The organism is Bradyrhizobium sp. USDA 241 (genome assembly GCF_049739505.1).
GTDB classification, from domain to species: domain Bacteria; phylum Pseudomonadota; class Alphaproteobacteria; order Rhizobiales; family Xanthobacteraceae; genus Bradyrhizobium; species Bradyrhizobium liaoningense.
This window is the reverse complement of sequence record NZ_JBMGPZ010000002.1, coordinates 1332974-1351958: the sequence shown is the minus strand read 5'-3', so window position 1 is coordinate 1351958 and position 18985 is coordinate 1332974. Positions and strand designations below refer to the sequence as shown.

23 protein-coding genes and 1 tRNA gene are annotated in these 18985 nt (G+C 61.7%); all 24 read left to right on the top strand.

Features of this window, described 5'->3' with window-relative positions:
• Positions 1 to 8: 8 nt before the first annotated feature.
• Positions 9 to 2573, top strand: coding sequence for a tail fiber domain-containing protein (locus ABIF91_RS07470; protein ID WP_424578899.1), 2565 nt, complete (start codon positions 9 to 11; stop codon positions 2571 to 2573).
• 73 nt (positions 2574 to 2646) lie between these two features.
• Positions 2647 to 2781, top strand: coding sequence for a hypothetical protein (locus tag ABIF91_RS07465; RefSeq protein ID WP_424578898.1), 135 nt, complete (start codon positions 2647 to 2649; stop codon positions 2779 to 2781).
• Positions 2782 to 3198 carry a hypothetical protein gene (locus ABIF91_RS07460; RefSeq protein ID WP_424578897.1) on the top strand — a complete coding sequence of 139 codons (417 nt, stop codon included), beginning with the start codon at positions 2782 to 2784 and terminating at the stop codon, positions 3196 to 3198. It abuts the gene before it with no gap.
• Entirely contained in the window at positions 3195 to 3524 is a 330-nt protein-coding gene (locus ABIF91_RS07455; protein ID WP_424578896.1) for a thioredoxin family protein, read from the top strand. The genes ABIF91_RS07460 and ABIF91_RS07455 overlap by 4 nt, the downstream gene beginning before the upstream one ends.
• A complete protein-coding gene (locus tag ABIF91_RS07450; RefSeq protein ID WP_424578895.1) occupies positions 3485 to 3739 on the top strand; it encodes a hypothetical protein in 255 nt (84 codons plus the stop codon). Before ABIF91_RS07455 ends, ABIF91_RS07450 begins: the two co-directional genes overlap by 40 nt.
• A gap of 22 nt (positions 3740 to 3761) precedes the next feature.
• Positions 3762 to 4301: a hypothetical protein gene (locus ABIF91_RS07445; protein ID WP_370198204.1), complete on the top strand. Its 540-nt coding sequence runs from the start codon at positions 3762 to 3764 to the stop codon at positions 4299 to 4301.
• A 260-nt stretch (positions 4302 to 4561) separates the two neighbouring features.
• Positions 4562 to 5257, top strand: coding sequence for a hypothetical protein (locus ABIF91_RS07440; RefSeq protein WP_424578894.1), 696 nt, complete (start codon positions 4562 to 4564; stop codon positions 5255 to 5257).
• A gap of 441 nt (positions 5258 to 5698) precedes the next feature.
• Complete coding sequence (locus tag ABIF91_RS07435; protein WP_424578893.1) at positions 5699 to 6082, top strand: hypothetical protein; 384 nt, start codon at positions 5699 to 5701, stop codon at positions 6080 to 6082.
• 82 nt (positions 6083 to 6164) lie between these two features.
• Positions 6165 to 7631 (top strand): phage terminase large subunit, encoded by a 1467-nt coding sequence (gene terL, locus ABIF91_RS07430; protein WP_424578892.1) that lies wholly within the window; start codon positions 6165 to 6167, stop codon positions 7629 to 7631.
• 20 nt (positions 7632 to 7651) lie between these two features.
• Positions 7652 to 9262, top strand: a complete 1611-nt coding sequence (locus ABIF91_RS07425) for a DUF4055 domain-containing protein (RefSeq protein ID WP_424578891.1) — start codon at positions 7652 to 7654, stop codon at positions 9260 to 9262.
• 254 nt (positions 9263 to 9516) lie between these two features.
• Complete coding sequence (locus tag ABIF91_RS07420; protein ID WP_424578890.1) at positions 9517 to 9804, top strand: hypothetical protein; 288 nt, start codon at positions 9517 to 9519, stop codon at positions 9802 to 9804.
• A gap of 86 nt (positions 9805 to 9890) precedes the next feature.
• Positions 9891 to 10172, top strand: a complete 282-nt coding sequence (locus tag ABIF91_RS07415; protein WP_424578889.1) for a hypothetical protein — start codon at positions 9891 to 9893, stop codon at positions 10170 to 10172.
• Positions 10173 to 10523: 351 nt separating this feature from the next.
• A tRNA-Asn gene (locus ABIF91_RS07410) sits at positions 10524 to 10597 on the top strand.
• A 116-nt stretch (positions 10598 to 10713) separates the two neighbouring features.
• Positions 10714 to 11655: a hypothetical protein gene (locus ABIF91_RS07405; protein ID WP_424578888.1), complete on the top strand. Its 942-nt coding sequence runs from the start codon at positions 10714 to 10716 to the stop codon at positions 11653 to 11655.
• Positions 11656 to 11769: 114 nt separating this feature from the next.
• Complete coding sequence (locus tag ABIF91_RS07400) at positions 11770 to 12750, top strand: major capsid protein (RefSeq protein ID WP_370198220.1); 981 nt, start codon at positions 11770 to 11772, stop codon at positions 12748 to 12750.
• 80 nt (positions 12751 to 12830) lie between these two features.
• Positions 12831 to 13184, top strand: coding sequence for a hypothetical protein (locus tag ABIF91_RS07395; RefSeq protein ID WP_424578887.1), 354 nt, complete (start codon positions 12831 to 12833; stop codon positions 13182 to 13184).
• A gap of 2 nt (positions 13185 to 13186) precedes the next feature.
• On the top strand, positions 13187 to 13615 hold the full coding sequence (locus ABIF91_RS07390) for a gp436 family protein (RefSeq protein ID WP_424578886.1): 429 nt from the start codon (positions 13187 to 13189) through the stop codon (positions 13613 to 13615).
• Positions 13615 to 14085 carry a phage virion morphogenesis protein gene (locus ABIF91_RS07385; RefSeq protein ID WP_424578885.1) on the top strand — a complete coding sequence of 157 codons (471 nt, stop codon included), beginning with the start codon at positions 13615 to 13617 and terminating at the stop codon, positions 14083 to 14085. The genes ABIF91_RS07390 and ABIF91_RS07385 overlap by 1 nt, the downstream gene beginning before the upstream one ends.
• Before the next feature lie 11 nt (positions 14086 to 14096).
• On the top strand, positions 14097 to 14678 hold the full coding sequence (locus ABIF91_RS07380; protein ID WP_370198228.1) for a hypothetical protein: 582 nt from the start codon (positions 14097 to 14099) through the stop codon (positions 14676 to 14678).
• A complete protein-coding gene (locus tag ABIF91_RS07375) occupies positions 14678 to 16216 on the top strand; it encodes a hypothetical protein (protein ID WP_424578884.1) in 1539 nt (512 codons plus the stop codon). Before ABIF91_RS07380 ends, ABIF91_RS07375 begins: the two co-directional genes overlap by 1 nt.
• 12 nt (positions 16217 to 16228) lie before the next feature.
• A complete protein-coding gene (locus ABIF91_RS07370) occupies positions 16229 to 16462 on the top strand; it encodes a hypothetical protein (RefSeq protein ID WP_424578883.1) in 234 nt (77 codons plus the stop codon).
• Positions 16443 to 16802 carry a GPW/gp25 family protein gene (locus tag ABIF91_RS07365; protein WP_424578882.1) on the top strand — a complete coding sequence of 120 codons (360 nt, stop codon included), beginning with the start codon at positions 16443 to 16445 and terminating at the stop codon, positions 16800 to 16802. Before ABIF91_RS07370 ends, ABIF91_RS07365 begins: the two co-directional genes overlap by 20 nt.
• A gap of 13 nt (positions 16803 to 16815) precedes the next feature.
• The gene (locus ABIF91_RS07360; RefSeq protein WP_424578881.1) at positions 16816 to 17685 is read left to right on the top strand and encodes a baseplate assembly protein; all 870 of its coding nucleotides are present in this window, start codon (positions 16816 to 16818) and stop codon (positions 17683 to 17685) included.
• Between the two features lie 3 nt (positions 17686 to 17688).
• Complete coding sequence (locus tag ABIF91_RS07355; RefSeq protein WP_424578880.1) at positions 17689 to 18918, top strand: phage tail protein I; 1230 nt, start codon at positions 17689 to 17691, stop codon at positions 18916 to 18918.
• Positions 18919 to 18985 lie beyond the last annotated feature (67 nt).

Sequence of the window (18985 nt, the reverse complement as noted above, 5' to 3'; positions counted from 1 at the left end):
AAGAACGGATGAGCACGTTACGGTATCGGGTCATATCCCCGAGCGGAATCCACATCGGCACTGACTTCTACGACACGAATGAGATCGTCATCCTCACCGAGCGTGGCGCCAAGTACCTTCTCATCAACAAGCAGATCGCACTGGCTTCTGAACAGGCGCCGGTTGGAGTGCCGGATGGTCCGAGCGAGGATGACGTCGAGATCGACATCCACGTCAACAACAAAGAGAAGACGGTTTCGCTGACTGAGCTTCGGGATCTATTTCCTCGCGTCCAGGGGCCGGAGGGCGGCCCTGGACCGCAGGGGCGTCCTGGACCAAAAGGCGACAAGGGCGACAAGGGTGACGTTGGTCACGGCATTGCGCTGAAGGGTGCGGTCGCGAGTTATCTTGAGCTTCCCGCGCACGCAAATGATGGCGATGTTTACCTTGATCAGGGCACCGGTCACGGGTTGGCCTGGTCAGACGGCAACTGGATCGACATTGGGCAATTTAAGGGTCCAAAGGGCGATCCCGGAGAGTCTGGTGATCCATCCTACGCAGTGCAGACGGAACAAAATGCTGCGGCTGCTGCGTCATGTGCACTTCAAGCGGCTCAATCAGCAGAGGGTATTTTCGAGGCGGAGGTTGCTGCACAAGCAAGCGCAAGTGCGGCTGCTAACAGTGAGAGCAACGCGCGATCCCACAAGGACGCCGCGGCCACCAGTGAGAGCAACGCAGCATCCAGTGCCTCAGTTGCATCTACGAGTGCGACCAGCGCTTCAAACTCGGCCTCTGATGCGGCAACTTCGGCCAGCCACGCGGCGACCTCTGAGGCAAATGCGGCCACTTCGGAAAGCAACGCGCTCGCGAGCAAGAATGCTGCTGCTACCAGCGCAACCAATGCAGCAACCAGCGAGAGCAACGCACTTGCCTCGAAAAACGCTGCAGCCACCTCAGCCGCGAACGCTGCAACATCTGAGAGCAACGCGCTAACGTCTAAAAACGACTCTGCGACGTCGGCATCCAACGCGGCGACGAGCGAGAGCAACGCACTCAGCTCCAAGAACGCTGCGGCCATCTCGGAAAGCAACGCGGCAACCAGTGAAAGTAATGCTGCGACGTCGGCCTCAAACGCGCACACCAGCGAACTCAACGCGGCCACGTCCGCGTCGAACGCTGCTTCTGCGGTTCAGGCTGCTGCCGGCACGGCTTTGCCTGTTGGCGACGACGGCGCTGGCGCGGTAGGCACGGGTACGAAGTGGGCGCGCGAGGATCACAAGCATCCCACGGACACCACTCGTGCTCCCGTGGACTCGCCGAATTTTACTGGCACTCCCACGGCACCGACGCCAACTGCTGGTGACAACAGCACCAAGGTTGCCACCACGGCATTCGTGATGGCTAATGCCGGCGGCGCCCCTGCGACCGCAGCGCCTCTCGCTGACGGCACGGCTGCTGTTGGTGTGTCGACCAAGTACGCGCGTGAGGATCACGTTCATCCCACGGACAGCTCTCGTGCGCCCGTAAATTCTCCGGGCTTCACAGGGTCGCCTACCGCTCCAACTCCGACGGCTGGCGACAACAGCACAAAGCTCGCCACCACGTCCTTTGTTGCCACGGCTGTGTCGAATCTCGTTGGATCGGCCCCCGGGACGCTCGACACGCTCAATGAGCTGGCTGCCGCTCTCGGCAACGACGCCAACTTCTCGACCACGATCAGCGCTGCTCTCGGCAACCGCCTGCGGGTTGACACCAACGCGCAGGGTCTGACCGGCACGCAGCAGACCAATGCCCAAACCAATCTTGGCCTCGGTAACGCTGCGACCAAGAACGTCGGCACCACCGCCGGTACGGTCTGCGCTGGTGATGACTCCCGCTTCACCAATGGCGCATTCTCGACCCTCACGGTCGCGGGTAGCGCCGTCTGGCACGCAGGCAACTTCAACCCTGCCAGCTATGCGCCAGCCGCCAGCCCGACTTTCTCCGGTGTGATCGTTACCGGTGCAGTGTCTTCGCCCATGTCGGCGGACTCGACTGCCTCGATCCAAGTCCGCAACAACGGGGGCTCCGGCGACGGCGCCTTGGCGATGATCTCGTTCCTCGCGCAAGGCGCCTACGGCATCAAACTGGGCATCCGCGCGGACGGCTATTTCGGCCTTGGCGGTTGGTCGCGAGCGGCTTGGTCATGGTACTCGGCCCCGAACAGCGACATGGTCGCGGGTGGTAACATCACTGCCTATTCCGATCCGGATCTGAAGGACGACGTCAGCCCCATCGCAGATGCCATCGACATCATCCGGCAACTCGACGGTGTTCGCTTCACCTGGAACCACAAGACGAGGCTCATCGGTCGCCCCGGCGAGCGCGATGTCGGTGTGCTCGCCGACCAGGTCGAAGCCGTGCTGCCGGAAATCGTCGGCCGCTCGATCCCGGACGATGAGAACGACGGCAAGCAGTGGCGCACTGTCGCTTACGACAAGCTTGTTCCGGTCCTCATCGAAGGCGTCAAAGCGCAGCAAGACGTGATCGAGCGGCAGCAAACGCAGCTCGATGCTCTGCTGGGTTGGGCGCGATCGAACGGTTTTCCCGGCTAAGCCTTCATCACCGTAACCTCTTAAACCACAGGCCGCCCTTCGGGGCGGCTTTTTCTTTCCTAAGGAGACCGCTATGACCATCAAGCAAGCCGCCAAGAAGGGTGTCGCCCACCTGCTCGAAGCCGGCATGAAGAAGAAGACCTGGACCCTGGCCGAGAACCGGAAGTGGACGGCGGCCTACAACGCGCTGCTGAAGCTGGCCGAGTAAATGTGGGTCTTCAAGCTGCTCAGCTTCATCCCTGGACTGGCGTCCGGGTTTCTGGAGTGGCTCAACAAGAAGACCGACGCGGATCTGGAGAAGTGGAAGACCGCTGTCGGCGGTGACGTGACGCTCAACGTGGCTGAGCTGCGCTACAAGGTCGAGGTCGCCCGGATGGCGGCCGAGATGCGCAAGGATGACCGCGAGCACTGGTTCACGGCGTGGATGGTTCCCGCTGCATTCGGCGTCTTCCTGCTCCATGTCGCGGCCATCGTGCTCGATTCCATCCCGCTGTTCGGCCACGAGGTCGGCAGCTGGCAAATCTCAAAACTCCCGGCGCCCTACGACAGCATGCAGTGGAACGTGATGCTCACGGTCTGTGGCGTGGCCGGCGTCTCGTCCCTCAAGAAGATCTTCTCAAAATGAAACCCCTAACCGACACCACCTTCGTCGAGGCAATTGAAGGTGCAACAAAGCCGATCGTCATCAAGTTCGAGGCGAAGTGGTGCCAGCCCTGCAAGGCGATGACGCCGCTGCTCAATGACATCGAGAAGCAGCGCGGCGACGTCGATTTCTACACCGCAAACGTCGAGCACTGCATGCTGGTCACGCAGCGCTACAAGGTCAACCAGATCCCAGCCCTGTTGGCGATCGACAAAGGCGTCGTGACCGCGATGCGGACCGGCGCCGGCTCCAAGGCTGAGATATTGCAATGGATCAAAACGGCGCTGCCGACCCGCGAGGGGTCGTAGGCTTCACCATCGACTTCGAGTCGATGAGCATCGTGTACGAGGGCGGCTTCTCGGTTCCGATCGTCGCCATGATCGATCGGTTCGACATGGAGACCGACGATCCCGAGGAGGCGGAAGAGATTCTCGTTCGAGTGCCTCCTGACGGTTACGTGGTCGTGATCGTCATGGACGACATCATCGATAGCGAGGTCGTCATCCCCGAACTCAAACACTGACAGTCGAGAAGAAGAACAAGAAATGACTGATCTGCCCAAACGTCGCCGCGGCCGGCCGACGAAGGAGGAGGCTGCTGCTCGCGAGGCCGCAGCCAAAGCCGCCGCCGAGAAGGAAGCCAAGGAAACCGCGTTTCTCGATGAGCTTCTCGCTCGCCCGATCGGGCCTCGCAAGACGAAGCTCCAACCTGATGAGGATACGCTACGTGCCCTGGCTGAGATCGCACGCCTTTTCGGTACACAAGAGGAGGCCGCCGCAATCCTCGGTGTAAGCCCTCGGACCCTGACCAACTTCTTCAACGCATATCCCGATGCGCGTGAGGTCTGGGACGACGGACTGATGCACGCAAAGGTCTCGCTGCGAAGGAAACAGATGGCGCTGGCCGACAAGAACGCGCCAGCGTCCATCTTCCTCGGCAAGAACTACCTCGGCCAGAAGGACGAGAACCACACCAACCTCAATGTCCGCAAGGAAGCGACCGAGATGTCGGAGGACGAGCTGCTTGAGCTTGCCAGCCGCGCGAAGAAGCCCAAGGCGGAGGAGAAAAAAGAAAGCGTCCACTGATGAAGGGCCGACGTACCTCAGAGGATGTGCGTCGGCAACGCATCGCGGCGCTCATGAACCCCCACCGGCCACTCATCGTGCCGGCCCCCAGCGAACCACGGCAGGATAGTCAGCGACCGGCTGACGACGTCCCCTCCGTGGTCATCGCTCCACCCGAGCAGATCGAACCGCCCAAGGAGCCCGAACCAGTTCGGGAGACTGAGCCGTCGCCTGCTCCAACCCCTCCAGCCATCGACCCCGGTCCACCAAAGGAGACTACCATGCCATTCGTACCCAACCTGCCCACCGTCGTGATCGTGGGCGCTGACAAAGGCGGCGTCGGCAAGACCACGCTGTCCCGCGTCATCCTCGACTATTTCGGCGCCCAGGGCCTTGCGACCCGTGCTTTCGACACCGAGAGCCCGAAGGGCAGCCTGAAGCGCTTCTTTCCGTCCATCACCGAAGTCGTCAACCTGCGCGACTCCGATGACCAGGTGAAGGTGTTCGACACCATCGGCACCTCGGCGATCACGCTGATCGACATCCGGGCCGGCCTGCTCACCGACACGCTGACGCTGCTGACCGAGATCGGCTTCCTCGACATGGTCAAAGACGGCAAGGTCAACACCGCCGTCATGCACGTCATCGGCTCGACGATGGACTCGTTCGGCGAGATCGAGGCGACCTCGAAGCTCCTGGCCGGTGCGAAGCACTGCATCGTGCTCAACCGCAACAACGGCGCTGAGTTCTTCAAGGGCATCGACGATGTGGCCCGCCAGGCGCTCAGCCTCGGCAGCTCGATCATCGATGTCCCGATGCTCGATCCGCGCGCCATGGAGCACGTCGATGCGGCGTCCGTGCCGTTCGGCGAGTTCGAGAAGGATCCGAAATTCTCCTTCGTGATGCGCGGCAAGGTTCGTCACTGGGAGAAGCAGGTCTTCGCTCAGCTCGACGCTGCCGACTTCAACATCCACTAAAGGCTGTTCGCAGTCCGTTCGATTTCGGAAAGAAGTTGCCCGTGTTTGGAAAGGTTTTTCCGGGCACGGGACGTTCCGCGAACCAAACAAGTCCCCTGACGGGATCGCGTCACCGCGCGACCGCAATACTAAGTCCTGAACTGACAGGACGATCCGCTTGGCCAGCGGGCGTGGGGACCTCCTTTTCACTCTGACCGAGTCGCCGCTTCGGGGGCGTTCGCTGCGTATCGCAGCCTCGGTCGGAGTCTAAACCGCGTCGCGGCGGCGTCGCTCACCTTCAAAAACAATCACAAACAACGAGGTGTGATGTCTTTCTTCGATGAGTTCAACCTTCGACAGGTGCTGTCCCACCTCCTGGAATCCCACACGGAGCACGTCCGTTTGGGAGACGGTCGCTATCGGGCGATCGAAACTCACCTCCACCAACTGAAGGATCTATTCATGGCTCTTACCCCTGCTGTCCAGGCTCTCGTCGACCAGGATGCTGCTCTCAAGGCGGCTGTTCATGGTCTGCACGGCAAGCTGGACGAGGTGTCGTCCAAGGTCGCTGATCTTCAGGCCCAGCTCGCCGCGGCGCCCGCCGCCGGCATCTCGGCCGAGGATCTCGAAGCGATCAAGGACGTGACCTCCGACATCGCGGCCACCGTCGCGGAAGCGCAGGCTGCTGTTGCTCCGGCCGCTCCGGTCGAAGCAGCTCCGGCTCCCGAGGCTCCGGTTGCTGACGCGCCGGTCGCCGATGCGCCCGCTGCCGAGGCTCCGGCTGCCGATGCGCCGGTCGCCGACGCTCCCGCTGAGGCGGCGCCCGAGGTTGCCCGCAACATCTAACCTGTAATTCCCCTGAGAAGGGGAGTTCATCTGCGCTCTGGCCGGGCACTGTCTCGGCTGGAGCCTTTTTTTTGCGAACACAATGAACCCGTACACCGATGTCTCCCCCGAGGAGGCAGCGGCCGAAATCCTGCGTCGTAGGAGGGGCCGCGAGCACCTCATCGACTTCACGCAGTACACGCTTCCGAAATATTACGCCGACCCGTTTCACTTCAAGGTCGCCGAAGCGCTGGAGCGAGTAGAGCAGGGGCTCTGCAAACGACTGATGATCTTTGCGCCTCCGCGGCACGGCAAGTCCGAGCTGTCGACGCGGCGCTTCCCGGCCTACTTCATGGCCAGGAACCCCAGCAAGAACATCATCTCGGCCTCGTACAACTCAGACTTTGCGACGACGTTCGGCCGTAACGTCCGCGACATCATCAAGGGCCGCGAGTTCGAGCGGCTCTTCCCGAGCGTCAAGATTCGCTCCGACCTGCGCGCTGCCGATGAATGGCAGCTCGATTACGACTGCGGTGGCGGTCAGTACTACGCGGTCGGCGTCGGCACCGGTACCACCGGTAAGGGCGCCCATCTCTTCCTGATCGACGACCCGATCAAGGACCGCAAGGAAGTCAAGTCGGCATCGTTCCGCGATGACCAGTGGGACTGGTACCGCGACGTCGTCTACACCCGTCTGGAAGAGGATGCAGCTATCGTCCTCACCCTGACGCGGTGGCACTACGACGATATCGCCGGCCGCCTCATCGAGCTGATGAACGACGGCAAGGGTATCCCGTGGGAGATCCTGTATCTGCCGGCGCTGCCTTACGTGAAGAAGACGCCGGACGGCGAAGTGATCCTCAATGAGGATGGCACCGTCCCTGGCGATCCTCTCGGCCGCAAGCACAACGAGCCGCTCGCGCCACACCGCTTCTCCTACAACGCGCTCTTGGATCGCCTCGACGTTCTCGGCGAGCGGTCCTTCGCTGCTCTCTATCAGCAACAGCCGATGGCGGACGACGGCGGCATGTTCCGCGCTGACTGGTTCGTCCCGGTCGCGCTCGCCGATCTGCCGCCTCGCCGGGCTCGAGTTCGCGCGTGGGATTTGGCTGCATCAGCTGACGGTGACTACACGGTCGGCGTTCTGATGTCGAAGGATGCCAGCGGCATCTTCTACATCGAGAACATCGTCCGCTTCCGCGGGTCACCGCTCGAAGTCGAAAAGAAGATCTTCGAGACGGCCAAGAACGATGGCCGCTCGGTCCAGATCTCTCTCCCCCAAGACCCAGGCCAGGCCGGCAAGAGCCAGGCGCAGGGCTTTATCCGCCGGCTCGCCGGCTACATCGTCAAGGCACAACGCCCCACCGGATCGAAAGAGGTCCGCGCTGCCGCATTCGCTGCGCAGTGCGAGGCCGGCAACGTGAGAATGGTCCCAGGTCACTGGAATACCTGCTTCACGGATGAGTTGGAAACCTTCCCGCTTGGTACCTACGACGACCAAGTGGACGCGGCATCCGACGCATTCAACGCGCTCCTCGGTCCCAAGAAGGCGGCAGTCCTTGACTGGTAACGTCAGGACACCATCCAGAAATGGCCGACACTCAAGTCAAGTACACCCCGTCTCCGAAGGCGGGTAACCCCGGCCTGTTGTCTTCCGCAGCCACGACCATGCAGCAGCGCACCCGAATGCTGCGCGCGGTCTACGGCGGCACGGAAACGATGCGGGCCATGGGCGCGGAGTTCCTCCCGCAATACGACAAGGAAAACGACACCCGCTACAATTCGCGACTCGCCTCGACCTTCGCTCTCAACAAGATGCGTGAGGCCGTGGACGCTGCGTCGGCGAAGCCGTTCCGGACGTTGCTGAAGGTGATCAACAGCGATCCTGACCTCGATCTGTGGGTCCAGGACATCGATCTGCAGGGCAACCACCTGCACGTCTTCGCCCACCAATTCTTCAACAACGCCCTGCTGGACGGCATGTGCCACTTCCTGGTGGACCACCCGGACACCTACAACATGAAGAGCCTCGCCGACCAGAAAGCGTCCGGCGCTCGCCCGTTCATGAAGGCGTTCAAGGTCGACGATGTTGCTGCAGCCTACGACATGTATGTCGGCGGTGACGTCAAGACCGTCCACGTCCGCATCCGCAGCCAGCGCGCCGAGCGCGACGGCTTCAAGGAGGTGCTTTACAACCAGATGCGGGTGATCGAGATCGACCCGACCAAGACGTCCGGCATCGTCCAGCTCTGGGAGCAGAAGGCGACCTCGGGCGGCTCGAACTGGGACTTCATCGAAGAGACACCGCTCCAGAACATGGCCGAGGTGCCGTTCGTGACCATGTATGCCGGCGAAAAGGAAGCCGACTACCAGGTCCGCCCGGTCTTCATCGATCTCGCCTACAAGCAGATCGAGCACTGGATCTCGACCTCTGACCAGCGCTCCATCCTGTCGGCGGCGCGCTTCCCGATGCTGGCCTGCTCCGGCGTCCAGATCGATCCCGATGACGAGGCGCAGTTCGCGATCGGCCCCTACAAGGTGCTCTACGCTCCCGAGGCCAACGGTCGCTGGTACTTCGTCGAGCCCAAGGGCACGGCGATCGAGTCCGGCCTGAAGGACCTCGAAAAGCTCGAAATGCAGATGGACATGATGGCGCTGAACCCGGTCACGGGCACGCATCGTCAGTACGTTCCGCAGAACGAGCGCGACATCCAGGAGACCCGGGTCCACTCGGTCGTCCACGACTTGGCCATCCAGTGCCAGGACGCGATCGAGAAGGGCATCCGCTTCATGGGGCAGTGGACCGGCAAGGACTACAGCCAGGTCCAGGTCATCCTCAACACCGAGTTCTCGAACACCAAGGACCGGCTGCTTGAGGTCGCCCAGCTCGCCACCCTGTGGCAGAATCGCGGTATCAGCCGCGAGGTGCTGTTGCAGGAGATCCGTGCCCGCAACCTGCTCGGTGACGATTTCAATCTCCAGGCCGAGCTGGCTCTCTGGCAGAAGGTCGACGAGATGATGGCGACTGGCGGTGACAACATGTTCCCGGGACGCTGGACTCAGGCAGATCCTGCCAAGGAGTCCGGTGGAAGTTCGGGGTCATCGACCACCGGCACGCCTCCGGCCGCTTCGGCAGTTCCGGCTGCTCAGCCGAAGCCGAACTTCCCGCCCGGCCAGCTGCGTCCGAGAAAGCAAATCTGAGCAAATCGGATTGACTTGCCGGAATGCAATTGGTATTTGCCGCGGTCCTATGTCCAGGGTCGAGCTGACATTCAAAGCGGAACAGTATTACTGCGTGCCCTGCTCTTTGAAGCAGGGCACGCTGGTGACTGAGCTTGTCAGGATGATCCCGAAGTCCGTGGTGATGTTCGGTAAGCTGGTCGGTGACGAGTACTACTGCTGCCCGATTTGCTTTGACCCTAAGTTCAACGTCAAGGGTAAGACGAAGGTCAAAGATGGAGCCCGGATCAAGCAAAAGCCAGCTGTGGCAGCGGATTCTGAAAGCACTGGAGCAGGACCCGGAGGCGATGGCGCGAAAGCGTCAGTTCTACGAGTCGTCGCAGACAATGGAAGCGTGGAAGGAGACGCTGAAGCCTGACCCGGTGTCCCAGCTGGTGGTCGAGCAGCGTCGGTCGAACATGCTGAAGTTGGCGATCGTCTTCGCCCTTCTGGCCCTGTCGGCGCCCGTCTGGGTTCCAGGGCTCTTCACCCTCTACCTCGTCGTCTACATGTGGCTGCACTAAGGCCGTTTGCAGGCCCCTTGCATTGGGGGCTTGACAAAAGGCGGGTACTGTGCTTTTTCATTTGCTTGAATGCAAATGGAGTGCCCGTGCAGCTCTTCACCCGCAATATCTTGGTCCAAGCCTTCAAACTGCCCCTCTGGGGCCAGGTTGCCGACGAAGTTCCACCTGCGTGGCTGGTTCGTCGCCTCCAGTCGGGCGAACTTTCGATCAACCGCCTCGGCGGTCTCACGATGAACACCCAGTGGGGCGTGCAGTCCTGCGCAGCTGGTGACTTCGTGCTCCTCACTGAGGATGACCAGATCCAGTTCGCGACCCCCGACGAGTTCGAGAAGCTCGAACCCGTCGAGCAGCTGCAGCAGGCAGCTTAATCGAGGAGCCCTCCGGGGCGGTCAGGTCTGCAACCTCGTTAAACAAACGCAGGCGGGCGGTCGGTAAGCCCTCCGTAGGATCCGACACGATCCAGAAGCCGCATAGGACGCTCTCTCCGGGCCTCCTATGCGGCTTTTTCGTTTCCTCGCTCTGACACTTCCCCGCTCGTGCCAACGCATGGGCGGGGACTTTTTCGGCCGCGCCGGGCCAGCATAGCGGCGACAGGTTCTTTTCTGCGCTCCCCGATCGGATTGAGCGCAGTTTCAGCGGTCTCAGCTCGCATCCCGCACAAGACGAGCAGAGATACCCCAAAGAGCGTGTCGCACGCCCACGCCGCCGCTGAACAATCTTGGCAAGTAGCTCAGATCGGTAGAGCGCCTCGCTGTTAACGAGGATGTCGCAGGTTCGAGACCTGCCTTGTCAGCCGCCACACCAGTTTCGCCAGCATGACCAACCGAGCGCCGGGATGGCCTCGGAACGATCGCTGCTGGCTCCTCCGATTCCCCGACCTCTCGGGGATATCGCCGGCCCTCAGGCGGGATGCTTGACGGGCCTTTTATCACGAGGGGCGGGACGCCCCGCATTTCCGGGATGGATATGCTTAAAGCAGTCGTTACTGATCTCAACACCGTCGACGAAGCTCACCGTGGCTTTTACGTCGAGAAGGACGGGAAGTTCTTCCTCAACGTCACCGCCAGCGAGGGCTACGAACTCGACAACGTCCAGGGCCTCAGGAGCGCCCTCGGAGCGGAGCGCAACAACGTCGCCGTTCTGAAGGAGAAGCTGAAGCCCTACGAAGGCCTCGACGTGACCGCGGCTCGCACCGCGATCGATCGTGTGGCCGCATTCGGGGAAATCACCCCTGACGCAGCCAAGACGGCCATCGAGACGGCAGCACGACTGTCCGCTATCGATCCCGCGAAGGAAGCTGACAAGCTCGCCAACGAAAAGTTCGAGACCCACAAGGGCCAGCTCACCGCGCAGTTCAACCTGCGTGAGACCGAGCTGACCACGAAGGTCAAGGGCTTGGAGGAGACGAACGCCAGCCTCACGGGGCAGTTGCAGACGCTGGTTCGCGACAACGCGATCAAGTCTGAACTCGCAAAACTCAATCCGCTGGACGATGCGCGGGATGCCATCGAACTTCTGGCGGGCCAAATGGTCCAGACCAAAGTGGTCAACGGGCAGGTGACGGTCGAGGTTCTCGACGTCAACCGCAACCCGCGGATCAAGGACCACCTCGGTTCTCCGTTCACCATCGCTGACCTGCTCGTGGAAATCCGCGAGACGAAGCCTTCTCTGTTCAAGCCGGACGAGAAGCGTGGACTGGGCACCCAACCGGGCACCACTCCGGCTGCACCCACGGGCGTTGTGAACCCCTGGTCGGCGGAGACCCGCAACATCACCCAGCAAATGGTGCTGGAAAACACCAAACCTGAACTGGCCAAGCAGCTCAAGGCTGCAGCCGGCGTCACGGACTAACACCCGAAAACGTCTGCCTTCATCGCACCGCCGGGGTCATTGCGCTCCGGCGTTTGCATGAATGCAAAGCTGCTTCCTGAAAAGCAAAGGCCGGTCAAAACTCAAGAGTGAGAAATGACTGAGACTCGTCTCGCGGACATGATCGTCCCGACCAAGTTCAACAAGTACGTCCAGGTCCTGTCGACCCAGAAGTCCGAGCTGTTCCAGTCGGGCATCATCACCGACCTGACCAGCGTCATCGACGCCGAGATCGAAGGCAAGACGGTCAACATGCCGTTCTTCAACGACCTCGATGCGTCCGACGCTGAGCAGGTGCTCGACGACACCACCGACCTGACCGTCAGCAAGATGACTTCGGGCCAGGACGTGGCCGTGAAGCTTCTGCGCGGTAAGGCGTTCGGCTCGACCGATCTGGCGGCCGACCTCTCCGGCGCCGACCCGATCGACGCTATCGCGAACCGTTTCGCCGACTGGTGGAACAAGCGCATGCAGACCGCTCTGCTCGCGACCCTGGCCGGCGCCATGGGCTCGACCGACATGGCGGCCAACGTGAACGACATCTCCGCCCTGACCGGCGGTGCCGAGTTCTTCGACGCCGACTCGTTCATCGACTCGGCCTTCTTGCTCGGTGACGAGCAGGGCGGTCTGAGCGCGGTGGCCGTCCACTCGCTGACCCTCAAGGCGATGGTGAAGGCCGACCTGATCGACTTCGTGCCCGACAGCCAGGGCAAGCTGACGATCCCGACCTACCTCGGCAAGACCGTCATCGTCGACGACTCCATGCCGGTCTCCGGCGCGGGCGCGAACCGCGTGTTCACGACCTACATCTTCGGCCCCGGCGCGGTCGGCTTCGGTGAGAAGTCGCCCAAGGTGCCGGTGGAAGTCGAGCGCCAGGCTCTGAAGGGCATGGGCCAGGAGTACATCGTGAACCGCCGCCAGTGGGTCATGCATCCCCGCGGCATCAAGTGGCTCGGCACCAACCAGGCCGGCGTCACCCCCGCGAACTCCGAGCTGGCCGACGTCGCCAACTGGAAGCGCGTGTACGATCCGAAGATCGTCCGCATCGTCGCCTTCAAGCACAAGCTGGCGGCCTAATCGTCACTGACGGTTAGAACTGAAACACAAGGCCCTCCTCGGGAAACCGGGGAGGGTTCTTTGTGACTCTGGAGACAATCATGATTGGAGCGAAGGGCTTTCGGGCCCGTGAGGCGGCTGCGAACTACAAGCGCCGTGATCGTCGGCTCGCCTCTGAAGAGGTCCGTGCTGCTCGCGCAGCCCAGCTTCCCGGCGTGTCCTATCACGCCAGCGAGGAAGTGAAGGACGACGTAGCTGCAAAAGCTGCTGCGGAAGCCGCCGCCAAGGAAGCCGCCGAGAAGGAGGCTGCCGAAAAGGCTGCTGCCGAAGCCGCTGAAAAGGAAGCTGCCGAGCAGGCTGCTGCCGAAACCACCGAGCAGGCTGGCGATGACGCAGGCGAGCAGGCCGGCGAAGAGACTGCCGACAAGCCCGCCAAGAGCAAGAAGAAGAAGTAATCATGACCTACGCGACCAAAGAGGACATCGACGAGCTTTACGGCACTGACCTCCTTGTTCGCGTAGCCGATTACAACAAGGACGGCACGCCCGACCCGGAAGTCGTGGCGCGCGGCCTTCAGGGTGCCGACGAGGTTTGTAACGCCTATCTGTCGGCGCAGTACACCATCCCGGTCGTTCCAACGCCGGGTGTCGTCCGGACCTGTGCCATCGACATTGCCGTCTACAAGATGGCGCTCGGGCGCGGCGTCCGCACCGACGAAATGCGGGTGCGCTACGAAGATGCGCTCGCACTGTTGGAGAAGACTTCGACTGGCAAGGTCGGCCTCGGCTTGCCGCCGACGACCGTCGACAATGGCGACGGCACGACGACCACCACCGATCCCAACGTGAAGCGGAGCGGGCGGTCGTTCGATACCGGGAGGGCCTGATGCCGGGCCTTCAGCTAAAGATCGACCTCAGCCACATCACCAAGCTGAGTCAGCGAATCCAGCGCCTGCTTCACCAGTCAGAGGATCTGACCCCGGTGATGCGTCAGGCTGCCGACTACATGGTCAACTCGACCCGTAATCGCATCCTGCGAACCAAAACTGGTCCTGATGGCGAGCGGTGGAAGGCGATCAGCGAACTGACGGCGCAGCTGAAGGGCAGCACCTCGATCCTGTTCGAGCACGGCGATCTGGCCAGGAGCATCAAGATCGGCGACGTCAGCAATGACGGCTTCATGATCGTCACCGATGCTGAGCAGGCTCAGTGGCTCCAGGGGGGCGTCCGCAGGGTGAAGGGCAAGTACCGGCCGAAGAAGCCGGCGCCGCAAATTCCGCCGCGCCCGTTCATGGGCTTTTCGGCAGAAAACAATTCCCGGATCGCAAGGATGATCCGTGACTATCTCAACAACTGAGGGAGCGACAGATGGGCAAGATCGTCGACTTCCGCCAGAACATCATGGACGGGCTGAAGCTCCTGCTCCCTGAGCTGGACGTCGAATGGTACGACGGACTCTTCGACGAGCACGACATCGCCGACTGGACGCTGAAGACCCCGTGCGCGCGTGTCGCCGTCATGAACGTGCCGACCGAGCACACCACGACCGGCGAGCTGAATGCCTGTCTCCGTGTGGTCTGCGTCATCATCGACGAAAACAAATACGCCGAGCTGGATGGCGATGCTCGCGCCTGGGACATGGTCGAGAAGGTCGCTGTCTGGGCCAACCAGAATTACTTCGGCAATCCGGATGCTTCTGCGGCGACGAAGATCAAGTTCCAGCGACTGAGTCAGCCGGTGCTGCGCCGCGAAGGCGTGTCCGTTGGCGTGGTCGAATGGCAGAGTGATCTGATGATCGGTACCAACAAGGCGCGCGAGCGTGACACGGTCTACTACAACGGCCAGAGGGTCACGCAGGTGCCGCAGAGTACGGTCATCGCCCGCGGCAACGTTCACACCGAACTCTTCAGCCGCAACGACGAGATGGATGTAACACCAGAGGTGCCGTAATGGTTCGCGCAATCCACGCCATGGAGCGCAGGCTCCAGGACTTGGAGCGCAAGTTCCAGAACAAGGAGCGGCTCGGAAAGATCGTTCAGGTCAAGTACGAGAAGGATCGCTGGTACGTCAAAATGAACGACGGCGATGACCAAACGCCGTCCGGCAGCGAGACCTTCTCGCAGCAGGATACGTTCAAGAGCACCTGGATGCCGTGGCAGAGCTTCTCGCACGGCACCATCAAGTATTCGACGCCGCCGAAGGTGGGGCAACATGCCCTGCTGCGATCGGTCGGCGGAATGCCGGAGCTTGCGACGGTCGAGCCGTATCACTACGGCCCTGACACTCCGTCGCCGCACGGCAAGCAGGACGAAACGGTTGGCCTGATCCACGAGAAAGAGGATCAGCAGCACTGGGTCCATCAGACCAAAGACTCCAACCACCTGATCATCAAATCCAAGAAGCAGGGCGGGGGCATCCCTGGCCTGGGAGACATCGGCGGTCTCGGCGATCTTGCAGGACTCGGTCAGCTGGTCGGCCTGAGCGGCATGGACTTCTCCGGCATGCTCGGCGGCCTCGGCAATCTGAGCAACCTCGGCAATCTCGCCAATCTCGACATCTCGAACCTGACCAACATGACGCAGCTCACCCAGCTGACCCAGCTCGGTGGCCTCGCCAACATCTCGCAGCTCGCAAACATCGGCAACCTGGCCAAGATGGCCGGCCTCCCCGATCTGGCGAAGCTCGGCAACATCGTGAACATCGCACAGCAGGTCAAATCCGCTGGGCTGATGGGTGTCGTCGGCAAGATGATCGGCGGCGGCGCTGGCGGTGCAGCTGGCGTTCCGGCTTCGCTTGGCGGTGGTGGTGGTTCTGGCGGCGGCGGTGACGCGGCCGGCGGCGGTGGCCAAGGCCAGTCGCAGCAAACGCAAGCACCGAAGCTTCCTGAGGTCTCCGAGGACGGCGAAGACGGGGTGACCCGCACGCTGAACGACAAGGAGAAGATCCTCAAGACGGTCGGCAAGAACAAGTCCTACTACCGGCAGGACGAAGAGAAGGTCAACATCCGCTACGGCGAGAAAGACGCCAAGGGCGACGTCCTGATGGACGAGAACCAGGTCAAGGTCCAGTTCAAGGACAAGAAGGCCATGGTGAAGTGGACCGAGGAAGATCTCACCGTCCAGATGGGCGATGACGACAAGTCCAAGATCCACCTGACCGAAGATGTCGTTCACCTCTCGCAGGGCGAGAACGCCCACATCGAGATGAAGGAAGACGGCATCCTCTACAAGGTCGGCGAAACGTCGATGTACCTGGCGGATGACGGCCTGACCATCACGGCGGGCGGCACCTTCTGGAAGTTCTCCGGCAGCGGTCTGCATCAGACCGGCGGTGACATCGGCCACAACAAGAAATCCATCGGCTTCTTGCACATCCACGGTGCAACGCCGCCTCCGAGCCTGCCTTTCAACGGCGACGAGGGCGCTCCGCATACTGGCGGTCCCACGGACGCTGGTGGCGGACCCGACCCCGGCACAGGCACGGCATAAGAAAGAAGAAACATGAAAGAGTACACCGTTGTCCGCGACTTCTGGCGCAAGGGCATCCTGCAGACTGCAGGTTCTGTGATCTCCATGGTCGAAGCGGAAGCCAAGTACCTCATGCATGCGCTTGAGGAAAAGGCGACCGAGGTCGAGCAGAAGGTCGAGAGCGCAGTCAAGAAGGCACGGGCTGCTGTCAAGCCCATGACCGTGGCTGTTGCGGAGGCGCCTGCCGATGGCGAGCCTTCCAACTAAGCACCTGGTCGACATCGACCGTGAAACCGGCGAGCTGATCTCAGGCTGGCCGCGCATCAAGCAGAGCATCTACGTCATCCTCACCACCCGCCTCCGATCGCGGATCATGCGGCTGTGGTGGGGGTCTGACTTCCTCAACATCCAGGACAAGCCCGGCAACGAAGAGGTTCTCTTCGGCGGCATGATGGCGGCTATCGCCGCGATCAACACCTACGAGCCGGAGTTCAAGGTGACGAAGGTCGCGATCGATGCGTTCGACTCGACCGGCGATATCACCTTCACGATCGAGGGACACGACCTCGTGGATGCTCAGCTGAAGAGGACAAAGCAAACGATCTAACGGGAGCCTCCCAATGCCCAGTTTCGAGTCTCCCGCGCTTTACATCGACTTCGCGAGACTTCCGCCTCCTCAGGTCATCGAGGAGATCGACTACGAGGTGCTGCTCAAGCGGTACCAGGACGACGTAGTCGCAAAGAACGCCAAGCTCGCAGCGGCTATCGCCCTGGAGCAGTCGCCCACCAACATCATCCTCGAGTCCGAGGCCTACGGCGAGATGATCGTCCGCAAGCGGATCAATGCCGCAGCGCGGGCGTGCATGCTGCCGTTCGCGAACGGCTCTGACCTCGAAGTCATCGGCGCCAGGTTCAACGTGGCGCCGATGGACGGCGAAGACGACACCCGCCTCCGCAGGCGGATCCAGCTCTCGATGGAGAGCTTCACCACTGCCGGAAGCACCGGCGCCTATATCTTCCACGCTTTGAGCGTCTCGACCGCAATCCGCGACGCATCGGTTGTCGCGGAGCGTGGGACGGGCAGGGTCACCGTGACGATCATGGCGGACGGCACCAACCCGGTGCCGCCTTCGTCGATGGTCGACGCGGTCTATGACCGGCTCATGTCAGATGGCATCAAGCCTCTGACCGACGACATCTCCGTCCTGCCGGTCGTCAAGATCCCGGCGGACATCGAAGGAAAAATCACGCTCTATCCTGGCCCGGACGCCTCGTTGGTCGTCGCAGATATCAACAAGGCGCTGCAGTCGCTTCGCACCCGAGTCTCAATGATCGGTCGCGATCTGAAGCGATCCGCGATCCTCGCGGCTCTCAACCAAGAGGGTGTGCAGAACGTCGAACTCGATTTCGATGATATCAACGTCGGACCCGACTCGGTCGTCTGGATCGAATCCGCCAGCGTGAGCATCTCAAGCTTTCGCGAGGAATAATCCATGGCCGAGCGCCTGATGGACAACATCCTGCCGCCGAACGCGACGGTCTATGAGCGCACGCTCGCCTCTGAGGTTGAGCGGCTGCTTGCTCTGGATACCGATCGCATCCGGCGGCTGTGGGATCCTTTCCGATGCCACATCGACGACCTGCCGTACCTTGCCTGGTCCTTTTCGGTTGACCTCTGGGATCCGAACTGGCCCGAGGCCAAGAAGCGCAAGATTGTCGCCGATGCGATCAAGCATCACCGGCTGAAGGGCACCAAGCTTGGTGTCTCGACCTACCTCGACATCGTGGACTGCGCGCTGAACGACCTGATCGTTCCGCCCGCGCGTGGCTACCGCATCCCGGCGATGACGAACGAAGAGTTCATGTCGTGGCTGGTGAAGTTGCCGCAGATCCGCATGTATCCCTACGTGATCCGCGATCCGGCCGGCCCCCGCGAGTTCCGTATGCCGGTCAACTACTTCCGGAACGACAATTTCCGGGAGAAGAGCCTCGGGCCTCAGCTCTACGGGCGCAAGGCGTCGATCTACAAGAACGGCGTCGAAGCCTTTGTGAAGCTCGAAGCGATGACCGAGATCGGCGGCCAGGCCGTCGAGCGGGTCTCATTCGGATCGTTGTCGAACCGTGACTATCACACCGATGGTTTCCGCGGTCACAAGTTCTACGAACCCACGGATGCGACGGACAACATCGTCACCGTGCGGATCAATCAAGCTGCTTCCGATCTGATCTCGGTGACGCCGGGCCTCACGCCGCAGGACGTCAAGCCGGTTCAGGTCTCGGAGGTGCATACGGCTTATCCGGCCCAGCACTTCCACGATTACAACGGATCGTGGCGCGGCGAGAACTTCCGCTGCGAAACGGACGCGGCCCATTGGGTCTACGACCGCATTTCGCTGCACAGCAAGGATGACCTGCCCGCAGGTCTGTCCGCCAAGTCTTATCGCGGGCACATGCGATACGGCATCCCGGCCTACACGGCGCAAGCGAAGGTCAGCGTCCCGCTGCTGCGCTCGCCGGCACAAGGCTTCGGTGGCCGTTTTCGCAATGGCTTCCGCGTTCCCACCGACATGTCGAAACTCGACGACGCCTGCGGGGCGATCGTCGCCGCCAAGCCCCTCCGCGACACCGTCCTCGTCGACACGGTCAATTACCGAGTCGTGCGCCTCAGGGAACGGCGTCGACTGGGAACGTTCAAGCTCGGCGAAATCAAAAAGGTCGCGTAGCGATCTAGGACCATCAAGATCAACCCCAAGCCGCCCCTCAACCGGGCGGCTTTTTCATTTTGGGAAC

Bases quoted from the DNA above. Each gene is read 5' to 3' on its own strand.
- ABIF91_RS07470 (WP_424578899.1), top strand. From the start codon at position 9: ATGAGCACGTTACGGTATCGGGTCATATCCCCGAGCGGAATCCACATC.
- ABIF91_RS07465 (WP_424578898.1), top strand. From the start codon at position 2,647: ATGACCATCAAGCAAGCCGCCAAGAAGGGTGTCGCCCACCTGCTCGAA.
- ABIF91_RS07460 (WP_424578897.1), top strand. From the start codon at position 2,782: ATGTGGGTCTTCAAGCTGCTCAGCTTCATCCCTGGACTGGCGTCCGGG.
- ABIF91_RS07455 (WP_424578896.1), top strand. From the start codon at position 3,195: ATGAAACCCCTAACCGACACCACCTTCGTCGAGGCAATTGAAGGTGCA.
- ABIF91_RS07450 (WP_424578895.1), top strand. From the start codon at position 3,485: ATGGATCAAAACGGCGCTGCCGACCCGCGAGGGGTCGTAGGCTTCACC.
- ABIF91_RS07445 (WP_370198204.1), top strand. From the start codon at position 3,762: ATGACTGATCTGCCCAAACGTCGCCGCGGCCGGCCGACGAAGGAGGAG.
- ABIF91_RS07440 (WP_424578894.1), top strand. From the start codon at position 4,562: ATGCCATTCGTACCCAACCTGCCCACCGTCGTGATCGTGGGCGCTGAC.
- ABIF91_RS07435 (WP_424578893.1), top strand. From the start codon at position 5,699: ATGGCTCTTACCCCTGCTGTCCAGGCTCTCGTCGACCAGGATGCTGCT.
- terL (WP_424578892.1), top strand. From the start codon at position 6,165: ATGAACCCGTACACCGATGTCTCCCCCGAGGAGGCAGCGGCCGAAATC.
- ABIF91_RS07425 (WP_424578891.1), top strand. From the start codon at position 7,652: ATGGCCGACACTCAAGTCAAGTACACCCCGTCTCCGAAGGCGGGTAAC.
- ABIF91_RS07420 (WP_424578890.1), top strand. From the start codon at position 9,517: ATGGAGCCCGGATCAAGCAAAAGCCAGCTGTGGCAGCGGATTCTGAAA.
- ABIF91_RS07405 (WP_424578888.1), top strand. From the start codon at position 10,714: ATGCTTGACGGGCCTTTTATCACGAGGGGCGGGACGCCCCGCATTTCC.
- ABIF91_RS07400 (WP_370198220.1), top strand. From the start codon at position 11,770: ATGACTGAGACTCGTCTCGCGGACATGATCGTCCCGACCAAGTTCAAC.
- ABIF91_RS07395 (WP_424578887.1), top strand. From the start codon at position 12,831: ATGATTGGAGCGAAGGGCTTTCGGGCCCGTGAGGCGGCTGCGAACTAC.
- ABIF91_RS07390 (WP_424578886.1), top strand. From the start codon at position 13,187: ATGACCTACGCGACCAAAGAGGACATCGACGAGCTTTACGGCACTGAC.
- ABIF91_RS07385 (WP_424578885.1), top strand. From the start codon at position 13,615: ATGCCGGGCCTTCAGCTAAAGATCGACCTCAGCCACATCACCAAGCTG.
- ABIF91_RS07380 (WP_370198228.1), top strand. From the start codon at position 14,097: ATGGGCAAGATCGTCGACTTCCGCCAGAACATCATGGACGGGCTGAAG.
- ABIF91_RS07375 (WP_424578884.1), top strand. From the start codon at position 14,678: ATGGTTCGCGCAATCCACGCCATGGAGCGCAGGCTCCAGGACTTGGAG.
- ABIF91_RS07370 (WP_424578883.1), top strand. From the start codon at position 16,229: ATGAAAGAGTACACCGTTGTCCGCGACTTCTGGCGCAAGGGCATCCTG.
- ABIF91_RS07365 (WP_424578882.1), top strand. From the start codon at position 16,443: ATGGCGAGCCTTCCAACTAAGCACCTGGTCGACATCGACCGTGAAACC.
- ABIF91_RS07360 (WP_424578881.1), top strand. From the start codon at position 16,816: ATGCCCAGTTTCGAGTCTCCCGCGCTTTACATCGACTTCGCGAGACTT.
- ABIF91_RS07355 (WP_424578880.1), top strand. From the start codon at position 17,689: ATGGCCGAGCGCCTGATGGACAACATCCTGCCGCCGAACGCGACGGTC.